Below are 15,622 nucleotides of genomic sequence, written 5' to 3'. Positions count from 1 at the left end.
GGGGAAGGTATTTATGGTTGCTGAGGTAATAAGCGGTAGAGACTTGTCCATGAAATTAAAGGCTGAGATGAAACAGGAAATAGACACCTTAAAAGAACGAGGTATTATACCTCATTTAACAGTAGTATTAGTAGGCGATGATCCTGCATCAAGGTCTTATGTAAGTGGCAAGAAAAAAGCTTCTAATGAAATAGGGATGAGTTCTGAAATTATTGAACTTCCTGAATCGGTGTCTGAAGTAGAATTGCTTAAAGTGATCAATCGTTTAAATCAAGATTCTACGGTACATGGTATTCTCGTTCAACTTCCACTTCCTGTACAGATAAACGTACAGCACATTATTGAGTCGATTGATCCCAAGAAAGATGTTGATGGATTCCATCCAATTAATATTGGAAAAATGATGACAGGGGAAGATACCTTTTTACCTTGTACACCATATGGAATCATGACTATGCTCCATTCCAAGAATATCAGTATAGAGGGAAAACATGCTGTGGTGATAGGAAGGAGTAATATAGTTGGGAAACCAGTCGGACAGCTATTACTGAATGAAAATGCTACCGTAACCTACTGTCATTCTAAAACGAAGGACCTTAAAGCTTTTACGAAACTTGCGGATATACTCGTTGTTGCAATTGGTAAACCCAATGTAATTACGAAGGATTATTTAAAAGAAGGTGCAGTAGTAATTGATGTGGGAATTAATCGTTTATCCGATGGTACATTGACAGGTGATGTTGACTTTAAAAGTGCAAGTGAGGTAGCTTCCTATATAACACCTGTACCGAGGGGTGTAGGCCCAATGACGATCACGATGTTATTACATAATACAATTAAGGCAGCAAAAGGTTTGGTAAAATGACGAATAAGTATTTAACCGTAACAGCATTAAATCGTTATATTAAACGTAAAATGGATACAGACCCTCATTTGAGAACGGTATGGCTAAAGGGTGAGATATCTAATTTTAAACTACACTCGAGGGGTCACATGTATCTGACGATTAAGGACGATCAGTCAAAGATTAATGCAGTCATGTTTGCAGGTAGTAATCGGTACTTAAAATTTAAACCAGAAAATGGCATGAAGGTACTTGTTCAAGGAGAAATCAGTGTTTTCGAAGCAACTGGACAGTACCAGATTTACATACAGCAAATGGAACCGGATGGTATTGGCTCCTTACATCTAGCTTTTGAACAATTAAAAGAAAAACTACATCGTCAAGGTTATTTTGACCAGAAATATAAAAAAAGATACCCGAATTTCCTGAGCATATAGCAATAATTACCTCCCCAACAGGTGCCGCAGTTAGGGATATTATAACTACTATAAAAAGACGTTATCCCGTTGTACAAACAACGATATTGCCTGTTCTCGTTCAAGGGGTTAATGCTACCCAATCCATAACAAACGCAATAAATAAAGCAAATGAAATGAACATCTTCGACTTGATTATTGTCGGAAGAGGTGGCGGTTCAATCGAGGAGCTATGGAGTTTTAACGAAGAAGCTGTTGCTGATGCGATATTTAATTCCAAAACGCCGGTCATATCTGCTGTGGGTCATGAAACAGATATCACAATAAGTGACTACGTTTCAGATTTAAGGGCCCCTACACCTACTGGTGCAGCTGAACTTGCTGTACCTTCACAATATGAATTATTGGATAGAATCTCGAAACTGAAACAGTCCTTAAATTCTTTGGTAGCAATGATGGTGAAGCATCAACAAGCTAATTTAGAGCGTATGAAACAGTCTTATGCATTTCGATACCCTGAACAATTAGTAAGGCAAAAGGAATTAGCTTTGGATAAGGATAGAGAACAATTGGACAGAGCTTTTCAACGAATTGTAACTAACAAATCCAACCGGTACATGAGCTTACGGACTAGGCTGTTTACTCAGCATCCGAAAAAACAACTGGATCAAGCGAACAAGGAATTAGTACTATTAGTCAAGAAGAATAACCAAGTGATGAATCAATATATTGAAAAGCATTCGAATCAATTGAACCGTTCATTAGATAAATTAACATTGCTAAATCCGCTTGAAATTATGAAAAGAGGGTTTGCTGTACCATATTCTACAAGTGGGGAAATCATTCGTTCGAGAGATCAAGTAAAACCGAGTGACAGAATCACTGTCAATTTAAATGACGGTATTCTTGATTGTGTAGTGTTGGATATAAAGGAGAATACAAATGGATAAATATAACGATTTAACATTTGAGGAAGCAATGGAGAAATTAGAAGTAATCATTGAGAAGTTAGAGGAAGGGGATGTTCCCCTTGAGAAAGCAATCTCATATTATCAAGATGGGATGGTTCTTTCAAAAATTTGTAGTGATAAATTAAATCATATACAAGAAAAAATGGTGCAAATTATGAATGAACAGGGAGAACTCGTTCCTTTTGATTTACAGGAGGATGAAAAGTAGTGGAGGCCATATTAAAATCATATGTTGAAACGAACCAAAAAGTATTTCAAAAAGCGGTGAAAAAGTACTTTGAGAATGTTGATATTCCTGAGAACTTAAAGAAGTCAATGCTTTACTCATTAGAAGCAGGTGGTAAAAAACTTCGTCCCATTTTATTATTTGCAAGCATAGAAGCTTATTCGGCTAATATAGAAAAAGCTATGAGTTCTGCTGTAGCATTAGAAATGATTCATACGTATTCTTTAATACATGATGATCTACCAGCCATGGATGATGATGACTACCGTCGTGGTTTATTAACAAATCACAAAGTGTACGGCGAAGCGACTGCTATTCTTGCTGGTGATGCATTGCTAACCTATAGTTTTGAGATTATAGCCAACGATCCCCTACTTTCCGAAAAAGAAAAATAAAAATCATTCAATTATTATCTCGTGCAAGCGGACCAAGAGGTATGGTTGCCGGACAAATCTTAGACATGGAATCAGAAAACCATAAGGTCAATATAGAAACTTTAGAAAGAATTCATGCTCTAAAAACAGGGGAATTATTAAAGTTTGCCGTTACTGCAGGTGCATATCTAGGAGATGCAACAGAAGAACAAATTTCGTACCTTCAAGATTTTGCATATTATCTAGGATTAATATTCCAAGTGCAGGATGATATTTTAGATGTGATTGGTGATGAGGAGAAGTTAGGAAAGGCAGTAGGCAGTGATGTATCTAATAATAAGAGTACCTATCCAAGCTTACTGGGAATAGATGGTGCAATGGAAATGAAAAAACGTTACACCGATAGAGCGAAAGAATTATTAATGAAAGCAAACGCGGATACGTCTCGATTAATTGAATTAACAGACTACTTCAGTGAACGTGACCACTAATATAAGATGTAAAGGATCTATGCTACTATGAGTAAAAAACGGTTAGATATTCTCCTTGTCGAGCGTAATTTGATTGAAACAAGGGAAAAAGCAAAACGAGCAGTAATGGCTGGTTTGGTATACTCTGAACAAGAGCGCTTAGATAAACCAGGAATGAAAGTTGACGATGATATACCTTTAACCATTAAAGGTAAATTAATTCCTTATGTTGGTAGGGGAGGGCTCAAACTAGAGAAAGCTTTGAAAGTCTTTTCGGTTGATGTCCGAGATAAAATTATGATGGATATAGGTTCCTCTACTGGTGGCTTTACTGATTGTGCACTGCAATCTGGTGCGAAGCTATGCTACGCCATTGACGTAGGCTATAACCAATTAGACTGGAAGTTACGAAACGATTCACGTGTTGAAGTAATGGAAAGAACGAACTTCCGTTATGTAACCGAAGGTATGTTAAAACATGGTTTGCCAAACTTTGCAACAATAGATGTTTCATTTATATCACTAAAGATAATATTACCTGTACTTAAAAAGCTACTATTAGAAAACAGTGATGTTATCACACTAATTAAACCTCAATTTGAAGCGGGACGTGAACAGGTCGGTAAAAAAGGAATTGTACGCGATAAAAAAGTTCATATGGATGTATTAGAGAAGATACTTTCATTCGCCCAGAATGAAGGCTTTGAATTGTACGGATTAACATATTCTCCAATAACTGGAGGAGATGGTAATGTCGAATTTCTAGCTCATCTAGGGTGGAAAAAAGATGTAGCAGGAGTATCTATCGAAGAACTTAATCCTGAACTAGTTGCCAGTAATGCTCATACAGAATTAAAAACATCTCAGAATACATGAGACAGTGGACTACTTTATGTAGTCCTTTTTGCACGGATAATATATAATATTCTACATATGTACGTACTTTGGGGGGGTGCAATATGAGTAAGGTTCAAAGACATATTAAAATACGAGAATTAATTACCGAATATGATATTGATACACAAGATGAACTGGTTGACCGCCTAAAAAATCTAGGATATAACGTTACACAAGCAACCGTTTCTAGAGATATTAAGGAATTACACCTTGTCAAAGTACCGACAAAAGGTGGTAAGTATAAATACAGTTTGCCAGCAGATCAACGTTTCAATCCACATGATAAATTAAAGCGATTAATCATGGATGCGTTCGTTAAAATTGATCATACTAGTCACTTTATTGTACTAAAAACATTACCAGGAAATGCACATGCAGTAGGTGTACTAATTGATAATCTGGACTGGGATGAGATTATGGGGACAATATGTGGAGATGATACTTGTCTAATTATTTGTCGGACAGAAGAAGATACCGAGACAATCAAAGACCGATTTATTAGTATGCTGTAACAAAAGTGGGGTGAAGACTTTATGCTAACCGAGTTATCCATACGGAATTTTGCTATTATTGACCAAATCAGAATTACTTTGAAGGAAGGACTTACTGTCTTATCTGGGGAAACTGGTGCCGGAAAATCCATTATTATTGATGCCATTCAACTACTTGCAGGTGGACGAGCATCAGTAGATTTTGTAAGGCATGGTGAAAGCAAAGCTGAAATTGAAGGATTGTTTTTTCTAGATTCGAAAGAACATCCTATATTTGAAATTGGTAAACACTATGGCGTAGAGATACAAGATAATGAAGTTGTCCTACAACGGGTTATCACAACTTCGGGTAAGAGTATATGTAGGGTAAATGGTAAATTAGTTACATTAGCAATTTTAAAGGAATTTGGTAGAACGTTAATCGATATACATAGCCAACATGAAACACAGTCTTTAATGATTCCTGAGAACCATATAGAATTATTAGACTTGTATCATCGTGAGGAGATGGAGAATGCGAAAGCTGAGTATTTAACTCATTTTCATAAACTGCAATCCCTTAAGCACCGTTTTACAGAATTAAATGAGAATGAGAAGGAAATGGCACAACGGCTTGATTTACTGGAATTTCAATTGAATGAACTGGAAAAAGCAAATTTAGTACCAAATGAAGATATAGAATTAGAACAAGAGCGTAATCAATTAGTGAACTTTGAAAAAATCTACAAGGGTGTTCTAGACGCTTATAATGCTTTATATGGTGAGCAGAAAGGTCTAGAATGGTTAAGCATTGCACAAAAATCTCTAGAAGATATTAGCAATTATGATAAACAAATTTCGGAAAAATCTGAGTCACTGTCGAACCACTTCTATATGGTAGAAGATTTAACATTCGAATTGAGTAATTTTCTAGAGAGTCTGGAATATGATCCCAACCGCCTAAATGAAGTAGAAGCACGTCTATCGGAGCTTTCTAGGTTGAAGAAGAAATATGGCTCAACTGTCAGTGAAATGATTGATTATATGGGAGCTATTGAGGAAGAAATAGAACAAATTCGAAATAAGGATTCTCATTTGCAAAAATTAGCATTTGAAATCGAAGAAGTAAGTGAAGATGCATTCTTGGAAGCCAAGCAACTACACGATTTGCGAAAAAAAGCTGCAAAAGAATTGATAAAAGAGGTTCAAGAAGAGCTAAAAGATTTATATCTGGAGAAAGCTTCATTTTCCATTGATTTTTCACCAGAACATCCAGATCAAACTACGCTACTTCATAAAAATGGATTTGACCAAATTCGTTTTCTTATTTCCACTAATAAGGGTGAGCCTTTAAAAGAAATAAGTAAAGTCGCTTCTGGAGGCGAACTTTCCAGAATTATGTTAGTTTTAAAGAAATTATTTGCAAAGCATCAAGGAGTAACTAGTGTTATCTTTGATGAGGTCGATACTGGTGTAAGTGGTCGAGTAGCGCAAGCTATTGCTGAAAAGATATTCGAAATATCTAACCAATCCCAAGTGCTATGTATTACCCATTTACCGCAAGTTGCTGCAATGGCTGACACCCATCTACTTATTGAAAAACATGAAATGAAAAATCGTACACGTACACAGGTTATTGATTTAGATGAAGAGGAACAGATAAATGAATTAACAAGAATGATAACGGGTACTAAAGTAACCGATACAGCAAGAGAGCATGCCAAAGAATTACATGATTTAGCCCAAACTTTCAAAAAAATATTCTTGTCCATCAGATATAAAAGTAAAAGCTGCTCTGTTAGGTTATCATACCTTATCTAGAGCAGTTTTAAGGGTTATTCACAATTAGTAATAGGAAATGTTACACAGCTTTTCTTAACTTTTCCCAGTTTAAAAAGTACCATTAAAGGTCAAATTAGAAGTACAGATATAAAAACATGGTATGGGTTTAGGAACAAGGAGAGTGGACATTCGTGAAACATTTAAACAACATTCGTATTATAACAGGAGTAATTCTGTTAACAGCATTGCTAATTGTTCCTTTTACAACCCCTATACAAAAATATTTTACCATTCCCAATAAAATTATTACGTTTCAAAACCAAATCCCCGTTAATGTTCCTAACCTAGGAGAAGCCGTTCAAGTCCATGCCTCAGTGAATGAGAGTGACAATACTGAAGTTATCAATGCTTCGAACTTCCAATTTGACGAACCGGGTGACAGTGAGTTGTTTTATTCGGTAGCTGGTCTTCCGATTAAAAAGGTTGATGTATCTGTATTAAAGGATGTCAAAGTAATCCCCGGTGGGCAATCCATAGGAGTACAACTACAAACACTGGGTGTCTTAGTAGTTGGGCATCACCTTGTCAATGGAAAGGCTGGTCAAATGTCACCAGGGGAGGATGCTGACATAAAAGTCGGTGATGTCATTATGGAGATGAATGGAAAAGAGATTCAGGAAATGAAGGATGTTAAACCGATTGTAGAAGAAGCAGGAAAAAAATCAGAATCATTGTCTGTAAAAGTGAAAAGAGGAAAAGAAACTTTCACAACAGAATTAATGCCAGTTCTGGATAAAAAGAAAATGAGTTTCGAATTGGGTTGTATATTCGTGACTCAGCAGCTGGAATTGGTACCATGACATTTTTTGAACCTGAATCTAAGAGATACGGAGCCTTAGGACATGTTATCTCGGATATGGATACGAAAAAGCCAATCGAGATTAACAACGGAACAATAGTAAGATCCACTGTTACCGCTATACAAAAAGGTAATAATGGTACCCCAGGAGAAAAACAAGCTAAATTTTCAATTAAGGAAAACAAAATTGGATCGATAACTAAAAATAGTCCGTTTGGGATTTTTGGGAAGTTGGATAAATCCATTGAAAATGGACAATACGATAAACCAATGCCTATAGCGCTTTCGCATGAAGTGAAAGAAGGACCTGCTAAAATCTTAACGGTTATTGATGGTGAAAAGGTTGAGGAATTCGATGTAGAGATTGTTAGTAGTGTACCTCAAAAATCTCCTGCAACTAAAGGAATGGTAATTCAAATTACAGATCCAAGATTATTAGAAGCAACAGGTGGAATCGTGCAAGGGATGAGTGGAAGTCCAATAATTCAAAATGGGAAGGTTATTGGAGCTGTTACTCATGTATTTGTCAATGACCCAACAAGTGGTTATGGAGTTCATATTGAGTGGATGCTTCAGGATGCTGGTGTAGATATTTATAAAAAGGAAAAACAAAAAGCAAGCTAATTCAAAATGATGTTCCAAATAAGGACGTCCTTACTTGGAACATCATTTTTACGTTCTAAATATTTTTCGACAAATAACCATTTTGAATGTCGTTATCAATCGAATAATAACGAAAACTAAAGCAAAATAAAGATATTGAAAGAAAATATATAAAAAACAAAGTTTTTTTAAAAAATAGAAGGATATCTTTAACTTTTGTCGAATACCTATAGTGGACATTACCCCGAATACTTAAAGGAGGAACATTTGTGGATAAGATATCAGTATGCTTGGTTGACGATAACCGAGATTTAGTTAATTTAATGGAGGATTTTTTTGAAGATCAATCCGATATTGAGATAGTTGGTACAGCATATAATGGAAAAGATTGTTTAACTTTAGTAGAGGAAAAGAAGCCGGACGTTTTAGTTTTGGATATCATCATGCCTCATGTAGATGGTCTAGCGGTACTTAACATGTTACGTGAAAAAGGCCGCGCGAATAATGACCCACATGTTATTATGTTGACTGCCTTCGGTCAAGAAGAAGTGATGAAAAAGGCGGTTGACTTAGGGGCATCCTATTTCATATTAAAACCTTTTGATTTAGAAAATCTGGCTGATCAAATCCGCCAAGTGCATGGTAGAACTGTACTATCTAACCGAACAAATGCGGGAATGAAAAAGGAAAGAAAGAAAAAGGATTTAGAAGCAAGCATTACAAACATTATTCACGAGATTGGTGTGCCTGCACATATAAAAGGGTACATGTATTTAAGGGAAGCTATCACAATGGTGTATAATGATATCGAATTATTAGGATCGATTACAAAGGTGTTATATCCAGATATTGCGAAGAAATTCAATACTACTTCTTCACGAGTAGAACGTGCTATCCGCCATGCAATTGAGGTTGCTTGGAGCCGAGGGAATATTGATTCGATTTCTGCACTATTTGGATATACCGTTAGTATTTCGAAAGCAAAACCAACCAATTCAGAATTTATTGCAATGGTTGCAGATCGTTTGCGTTTAGAGCATAAAGCTAGTTAAATGTAATCGTTTTATTTTACATATGTAATTAGCGAAAAAACATTTATGGTTAATAAAATAAAAGAAAGGTCTTTAGCGTTCTTCCATTTCGGAGTATTATAATCTGCTACGGAGGAGCGCTTTTCTTGTTGTAAAAATTCTCAAATACTCTAGATTTATCCATGGACAAAAAGCTTCTATGAAGATATTTCCATCCCACAGATATTGTATTTAACGGACTAAAGTTTGGTTGGATTGTTACAAAATTGCCGCTAAGTGGTTCCAACTTGTTGAAAGATAAAGCTTTTCCCATTATGATAGAACTTTAGTAGAACTACATACAATGAAAAAGTGAGGAAATAAGATGATTGCAAAGACTGTAGATGATTTTAATGGATTAAAAGAGATTGGTCGAATCTGTGCTTCCATTCGAAATGAGTTAGTCCAATGCACGAAACCTGGAATTACTACGAAAGAACTCGATGATATAGCAAAGGAAATGTTTCAAAAAGAAGGAGCTCAATCTGCACCAAAGGGTGAATATGATTTTCCTGGATATACGTGTATTAGCATAAATGAAGAAGTAGCACATGGTATCCCAAGTGAACGTATCATTCAAGAAGGGGACCTTGTTAACATTGATGTTTCAGGATCTAAAAACGGGTATTTTGCAGATACTGGAATTTCATTTGTAGTCGGCAAAGGAGAGAATATATTACAGAAAATATGTGACGTTGCTAAAGAAGCATTCTATGCGGGCCTTAAGGAGGTAAAGCCCGGTGTGAAAACGAATGCTCTTGGTAAAGCTGCACACAATGTCGCCAAAAAAAACGGCTTAACTGTAATAAAGAACCTAACAGGACACGGAGTTGGACGTTCGATTCATGAAGCACCAGATCATATTTTAAACTACTTCTCTATCTGGGATGCCGAAATGTTGACGGATGGTATGGTAATTGCCTTTGAGCCTTTTATCTCCACATTGGAAGAGGAAGTTTTCCAATCTGAAGATGGATGGACGTATCTAACTGATGAAAGCTATGTAGCTCAGTACGAGCACACCATTATTGTGACAAAGGAAGGACCAATTATTACGACATTGTAGGAGCATTACTAGTTAGTTTTCATTTATTTCTTAATCGGGAGTAAGAGTACGGAAAGATCATCTAAGTGGGTGGTCTTTATTTTTTTAGCAAAACGATGTTGTATTATTCTTTTTTTAGGGAAGTACTAGTTTGTAACCAAACTTCAGCGTTTAATTTTTATGGCTATATAATTAATTAGCACCTCTTTACCTAGAATTTCGGTGTTTATTGTCATAGGTAATCGGAAAAAAAGCTCTATCCCAATCTAACGGAATTATAGGTTTAAATAGTTACTTGCAATGAAGAAATTGGAACCGATGATTCGCTTGGTGAGATTGGGAAAAAGCCTTTTTAAGAACAGTAGAATATCCATCTATATTTTCTACTATAAATTCATCCACGCAACATGCTAGTACAAGTAATTTATTTATTGCTTTGTTTATCCTGTTGTTTTTTACGATCTCGATAAATAATAAAGCCACCTAAAAATCCTAACCCTCCGAGAAATAATAATAATCCAATGGCGAACTGTACACCTGTATGAAAGAAGATGGGATGGAATTCATCAAATAAAGTGTCTCTCATTAATTTTATGCCTAATGCCGCGATAACTCCCGGAATAAAAATTAAAATGACTGCAACTAATCTAATCATGTTTTCTCCTTCTTATTGATTATGTTTAATGCCACTATATAGGTCATAAGTATATCAAAATATGGAGTTTAGATAAAATTTTTAATTTGCCATAATTCCTATGATAACGTATGATAGAAAAGTAGAATAAATTATAGAAATTAATAGCAAGAAAAGCGCAATATTTTTTAATATTAAAAATATTTTTATTTCGAGTAAATTAAAGCGCTTACATTTCTTATTACGAGTGTTTGTTATTATAATAGGGAGGTAGGCTTAATAGCAGATATTAATATGTGGTTATTAAACGTCATGTAAATCTGTTAAAATAAGTATGTTGTTTGATTGTTTTAGTGTAAGAGTTCATTTATAGATTATACTTTTGAGGAGGATATAAAGATGGAAATATTCAATATGATGGAATTAGATGATTATGAGCAATTAGTATTTTGTCAGGATAAAAATTCTGGCCTTAAGGCAATTATCGCCATCCATGACACGACTTTAGGACCAGCATTAGGTGGTACTAGAATGTGGACATATGATTCTGAAGAAGAAGCTATCATTGATGCAATGCGATTAGCTAAAGGAATGACCTATAAGAACGCAGCTGCAGGATTAAATCTTGGTGGAGGGAAAACCGTAATTATTGGTGATCCTAGAAAAGATAAAAATCCTGAAATGTTTCGTGCATTTGGAAGATATATTCAGGGGTTAAATGGAAGATACATAACCGCTGAAGATGTTGGTACTACTGTCGAAGATATGGACTTGATCCATATGGAAACGGATTTTGTAACTGGTATTTCTCCAGAATTTGGTTCATCTGGTGATCCATCTCCTGTAACAGCTTATGGAATTTATAAAGGAATGAAGGCTGCTGCGTTAGAGGCATTTGGAGATGATTCTTTAGATGGAAAGACGGTTGCAGTGCAAGGTGTTGGAAGTGTTGCATATACATTATGTCAGCATTTGCATGAAGAAGGAGCAAACTTGATCGTTACAGATATCAACAAAGCTGCTGCAAATCGTGCGGTTGAGGATTTCGGTGCCAGAGCAGTTGATCCTAATGATATTTATGACGTTGATTGTGATATCTATGCTCCTTGTGCTTTAGGTGCTACAATTAATGATGATACTTTACCTCGTATCAAAGCTAAAGTTATCGCAGGTTCAGCGAATAACCAACTTAAGACATCTGAACATGGAGATATCCTTTTTGAAAAAGGAATTGTCTATGCACCAGACTATGTTATCAATGCAGGTGGTGTAATTAATGTAGCAGATGAACTTAATGGATATAACCAATCCAGAGCAATGAAAAAAGTAGAAGGAATATACGATAGTCTGTTAAAGATCTTTGAAATTTCAAAAAGAGATAATATTCCAACCTATTTAGCTGCTGATAGAATGGCGGAAGAACGCATTGAATCAGTTAGAAAATCAAGAGGCCAGTTTCTATTAAATGGTCATCACACATTAAGTAGAAGATAGGGGGAGTCAATAAAGTGGCTGTAGAATATGATTTAGTTGTACTTGGTGGGGGTACTGGGGGCTATGTGGCTGCCATTCGAGCCTCTCAGCTTGGGATGAAGGTTGCTGTAGTAGAGAAAGCGGAACTAGGAGGAACATGTCTACATAAAGGATGTATTCCTTCCAAATCTTTATTAAGAAGTGCTGAAGTGTATCGCCAAACTAAGAATGCAAAAGAATATGGAATTACGACTAGTAATGTTGAAATAGATTTTACCCGAGTTCAACAGCGTAAATCGGATATTATTGGTACACTTCATCAAGGTGTTACTGCTTTAATGAAGAAAGGCAAAATTGACGTTTACCAAGGATTTGGAAGAATTCTTGGCCCAAGCATTTTTTCACCACTTCCTGGCACGATTTCTGTAGAGTATGAGAATGGGGAAGAAAACACGATGCTTGTACCAAAGAATGTCCTACTTGCCACAGGATCCTCACCTAGAACCTTACCTGGGCTTAATATTGATGGAACATTTGTAATGAGCTCAGATGAGGCGTTACAGATGGAAAGTCTTCCGGAGTCCATCATTATAATTGGTGGTGGTGTAATTGGTATCGAATGGGCTTCAATGTTGGCTGATTTTGGTGTGAATGTTACGGTTATCGAATATTTGAACCAAATCTTACCAACGGAGGATACCGATATTGCTAGAGAAGTAGAAAAACAGTTAAAACGTAAGGGTGTTACCTTTGTAAAAGGTGCTAAAGTATTAGCAGAATCACTTCAAAAAAACAATGGGGTTACCATAGAAGCTGAATTGGGTGAGGAGAAACAGTCTTTCTCAGCAGATAAGATACTTGTATCTGTTGGTAGACAAGCAAATACATCCAATATAGGGATAGAAAATACCGATATTGAAATAGAAAAGGGATATATTAAAACTTCTAAATTCTATCAAACAAAGGAATCGCATATTTATGCTATCGGAGACGTAATTGGTGGAATGCAATTAGCCCATGTGGCTTCCCATGAAGGGATTGTAGCGGTGGAGCATATGTTTGGGATGGACGTAGAACCTATAAACTATAACCAAATCCCAGCATGTATTTATTCGAATCCGGAAGCAGCTAGTGTAGGCTTGACTGAGAAACAAGCAAAAGAACAGGGTTATGACATTAAAATAGGTAAGTTTCCATTCAAGGCTATTGGAAAAGCGCTTGTACATGGTGAGACAGATGGATTTGTTAAAATCATTATGAACAAACAGAATGAAGACCTTTTAGGTGTACATATGGTTGGGCCACACGTTACGGATATGATATCCGAAGCCGGTCTAGCAATGGTGTTAGATGCAACACCATGGGAAATTTCCCAAATTGTACACCCACATCCTACTCTTTCCGAAATTATGGGAGAGGCTGCTCTAGCAGTGGAAGGATTGCAAATACATGGTTAAGATAAGAATTTCTAAATATTGTTAAGGGAGGGACCGAATATGGCAAAAAATCGTCATGAGGAATTAGGACTATCGAATGAAGAAGTTTTAGAAATGTATAAAACAATGCTCCTTGCTCGAAAGCTTGATGAAAGAATGTGGTTGTTAAACCGCGCGGGGAAAATTCCATTCGTAATTTCTTGTCAAGGTCAAGAAGCAGCACAGGTTGGAGCTGCCTTTGCGTTAAATCGTAGCGAGGATTATATTGCACCATATTATCGTGATATGGGAGTTGTGCTTGCATTTGGCATGACTGCCAAAGAGCTAATGTTATCAGCATTTGCGAAAGCGGAAGATCCGAACTCTGGTGGTCGTCAGATGCCAAGTCATTTTGGTCAAAAGAAAAACCGTATCTTGACTGGTTCATCACCAGTAACAACTCAAGTACCACATGCTGTTGGAGTTGCATTGGCTGCAAAAATGGAGAAGAAGGATTTCGTATCCTTTGTTACATTAGGTGAAGGTTCATCTAACCAAGGGGATTTTCACGAAGGTTTGAACTTTGCAGGGGTTCATAAGCTACCTGTGATTACAATGGTCGAAAATAATAAGTATGCTATCTCAGTGCCGATTGAAAAACAATTAGGTAATCCTAAAGTTTCTGATCGTGCGTTAGGTTATGGTATGCCTGGATTTACAGTTGATGGAAATGATCCGTTAGAAGTGTATAAAGTTGTAAAAGAAGCTCGTGATCGTGCGGTAAGTGGCGAAGGTCCAACATTAATAGAGGCAGTTTCCTACCGATTGACTGCTCACTCGAGTGATGATGATGACAGAGCCTATCGAAATAAAGAAGAGGTAGAGGAAGCGCGAAAGTTGGACTCTATTTTTACATTCGCCGTATACCTAAAAGATCTAGGTATCCTAACGGATGAAATAGAGAATGAATTTACGAATGAAATTACCAGTATTGTAAATGAAGCAACAGATTATGCTGAGGCGGCACCATATGCAGAGCCAGAAGAAGCATTAAAATACGTATACGAAGAGTAGGGAGGGAATACCATGCCAGTAATGTCTTATATACAGGCTGTAACAACCGCATTGCGTGAAGAAATGCAGCGTGATGAAAAAGTATTTATCCTTGGGGAAGATGTTGGTAAAAAAGGTGGCGTATTTAAAGCAACTGAAGGCTTATACGACGAGTTTGGTGAATACCGAGTTCTAGATACACCACTTGCAGAATCTGCAATAGCAGGTGTTGGAATTGGTGCTGCTATGTATGGAATGAGACCAGTAGCGGAAATGCAGTTTGCTGATTTTATTATGCCCGCAGTAAACCAAATTATTTCGGAAGCAGCTAGAATTCGCTATCGCTCCAATAATGATTGGGATTGCCCAATAGTTATTCGTGCACCATATGGTGGTGGTGTTCATGGTGCCCTGTATCATTCCCAGTCAGTTGAAGCAATATTTGCTAACCAACCTGGATTAAAAATCGTAATGCCTTCTACACCGTATGATGCAAAAGGATTACTTAAAGCGGCAATTCGAGATAATGATCCAGTGCTGTTCTTTGAACATAAACGAGCATATCGTTTGTTAAAAGGTGAAGTACCTACGGAGGATTATGTTCTTCCAATTGGAAAAGCGGATGTCAAACGTGAAGGATCCGATATTACAATTATTACTTATGGATTATGTGTTCATTTCGCCCTACAAGCTGCAGAAAAATTAGCGGAAGATGGAATTGAAGCACATATTCTTGATTTACGTACGGTATATCCATTAGATAAAGAAGCCATTATAGAGGCGGCTAAAAAGACTGGTAAGGTGTTATTAGTCACAGAGGATAATAAAGAAGGTAGCATCCTTAGTGAAGTGGCAGCAATAATTTCTGAGAACTGCTTATTTGACCTTGACGCACCGATTCAACGATTAGCAGGTCCAGACATTCCTGCGATGCCGTATGCTCCAACCATGGAGAAGTTCTTTATGATGAATCCGGATAAAATTGAAAAAGCAATGAGAGAGTTAGCGGAATTCTAATTG

Annotated in this window: 12 protein-coding genes and 3 pseudogenes; 14 read left to right on the top strand and 1 reads right to left on the bottom strand. The window is 36.6% G+C overall.

The annotated features are described in order from the left end of the window. Positions 1-13: 13 nt before the first annotated feature. From folD to map, 10 genes and pseudogenes are all read left to right on the top strand, one after another. On the top strand, positions 14-865 hold the full coding sequence (gene folD / locus G5W_RS0100230; RefSeq protein ID WP_010093190.1) for a bifunctional methylenetetrahydrofolate dehydrogenase/methenyltetrahydrofolate cyclohydrolase FolD: 852 nt from the start codon (positions 14-16) through the stop codon (positions 863-865). Continuing rightward, positions 862-2,210 (top strand): annotated as a pseudogene (xseA, locus tag G5W_RS21815) (exodeoxyribonuclease VII large subunit). The gene folD and the pseudogene xseA overlap by 4 nt, the downstream one beginning before the upstream one ends. Beyond that, positions 2,203-2,439, top strand: a complete 237-nt coding sequence (locus G5W_RS0100220; RefSeq protein ID WP_010093186.1) for an exodeoxyribonuclease VII small subunit — start codon at positions 2,203-2,205, stop codon at positions 2,437-2,439. The pseudogene xseA and the gene G5W_RS0100220 overlap by 8 nt, the downstream one beginning before the upstream one ends. Continuing rightward, positions 2,439-3,322, top strand: a pseudogene (locus G5W_RS24775) (polyprenyl synthetase family protein). Before G5W_RS0100220 ends, G5W_RS24775 begins: the two are co-directional and overlap by 1 nt. 27 nt (positions 3,323-3,349) lie before the next feature. Further along, positions 3,350-4,177, top strand: a complete 828-nt coding sequence (locus G5W_RS0100210) for a TlyA family RNA methyltransferase (protein ID WP_010093181.1) — start codon at positions 3,350-3,352, stop codon at positions 4,175-4,177. A gap of 83 nt (positions 4,178-4,260) precedes the next feature. Beyond that, positions 4,261-4,710, top strand: coding sequence for a transcriptional regulator AhrC/ArgR (gene ahrC, locus G5W_RS0100205; RefSeq protein WP_010093180.1), 450 nt, complete (start codon positions 4,261-4,263; stop codon positions 4,708-4,710). Between the two features lie 21 nt (positions 4,711-4,731). Next, on the top strand, positions 4,732-6,489 hold the full coding sequence (gene recN / locus G5W_RS0100200; RefSeq protein ID WP_010093178.1) for a DNA repair protein RecN: 1,758 nt from the start codon (positions 4,732-4,734) through the stop codon (positions 6,487-6,489). Between the two features lie 152 nt (positions 6,490-6,641). After that, positions 6,642-7,933: pseudogene (gene spoIVB, locus G5W_RS21805) on the top strand (SpoIVB peptidase). Positions 7,934-8,181: 248 nt separating this feature from the next. Next, positions 8,182-8,964 (top strand): sporulation transcription factor Spo0A, encoded by a 783-nt coding sequence (gene spo0A, locus G5W_RS0100190; RefSeq protein ID WP_010093176.1) that lies wholly within the window; start codon positions 8,182-8,184, stop codon positions 8,962-8,964. Positions 8,965-9,307: 343 nt separating this feature from the next. Beyond that, positions 9,308-10,048: a type I methionyl aminopeptidase gene (gene map / locus G5W_RS0100185; protein ID WP_010093175.1), complete on the top strand. Its 741-nt coding sequence runs from the start codon at positions 9,308-9,310 to the stop codon at positions 10,046-10,048. A gap of 403 nt (positions 10,049-10,451) precedes the next feature. On the opposite strand, the gene G5W_RS0100180 is transcribed toward map, so the two are convergent. Further along, entirely contained in the window at positions 10,452-10,682 is a 231-nt protein-coding gene (locus G5W_RS0100180; protein WP_010093174.1) for a DUF2627 family protein, read from the bottom strand. Between the two features lie 378 nt (positions 10,683-11,060). Between G5W_RS0100180 and bcd the strand changes: the two genes are divergently transcribed. From bcd to G5W_RS0100160, 4 genes are read left to right on the top strand one after another with little or no spacing between them, the layout of a single operon-like run. Beyond that, entirely contained in the window at positions 11,061-12,155 is a 1,095-nt protein-coding gene (gene bcd, locus G5W_RS0100175) for a branched-chain amino acid dehydrogenase (protein WP_010093173.1), read from the top strand. Between the two features lie 14 nt (positions 12,156-12,169). Beyond that, positions 12,170-13,591 (top strand): dihydrolipoyl dehydrogenase, encoded by a 1,422-nt coding sequence (gene lpdA / locus G5W_RS0100170; protein ID WP_010093172.1) that lies wholly within the window; start codon positions 12,170-12,172, stop codon positions 13,589-13,591. 39 nt (positions 13,592-13,630) lie between these two features. After that, a complete protein-coding gene (locus G5W_RS0100165) occupies positions 13,631-14,623 on the top strand; it encodes a thiamine pyrophosphate-dependent dehydrogenase E1 component subunit alpha (protein ID WP_010093170.1) in 993 nt (330 codons plus the stop codon). Between the two features lie 12 nt (positions 14,624-14,635). After that, positions 14,636-15,619: an alpha-ketoacid dehydrogenase subunit beta gene (locus G5W_RS0100160; protein ID WP_010093168.1), complete on the top strand. Its 984-nt coding sequence runs from the start codon at positions 14,636-14,638 to the stop codon at positions 15,617-15,619. Positions 15,620-15,622: the final 3 nt, after the last annotated feature.

Origin of the sequence: Ornithinibacillus scapharcae TW25 (genome assembly GCF_000190475.1) — a bacterium.
In the GTDB taxonomy this organism is placed as follows: domain Bacteria; phylum Bacillota; class Bacilli; order Bacillales; family Amphibacillaceae; genus Ornithinibacillus; species Ornithinibacillus scapharcae.
The sequence above is the reverse complement of the archived record's forward strand: the minus strand, read 5'-3'. Positions and strand labels throughout refer to the sequence as shown.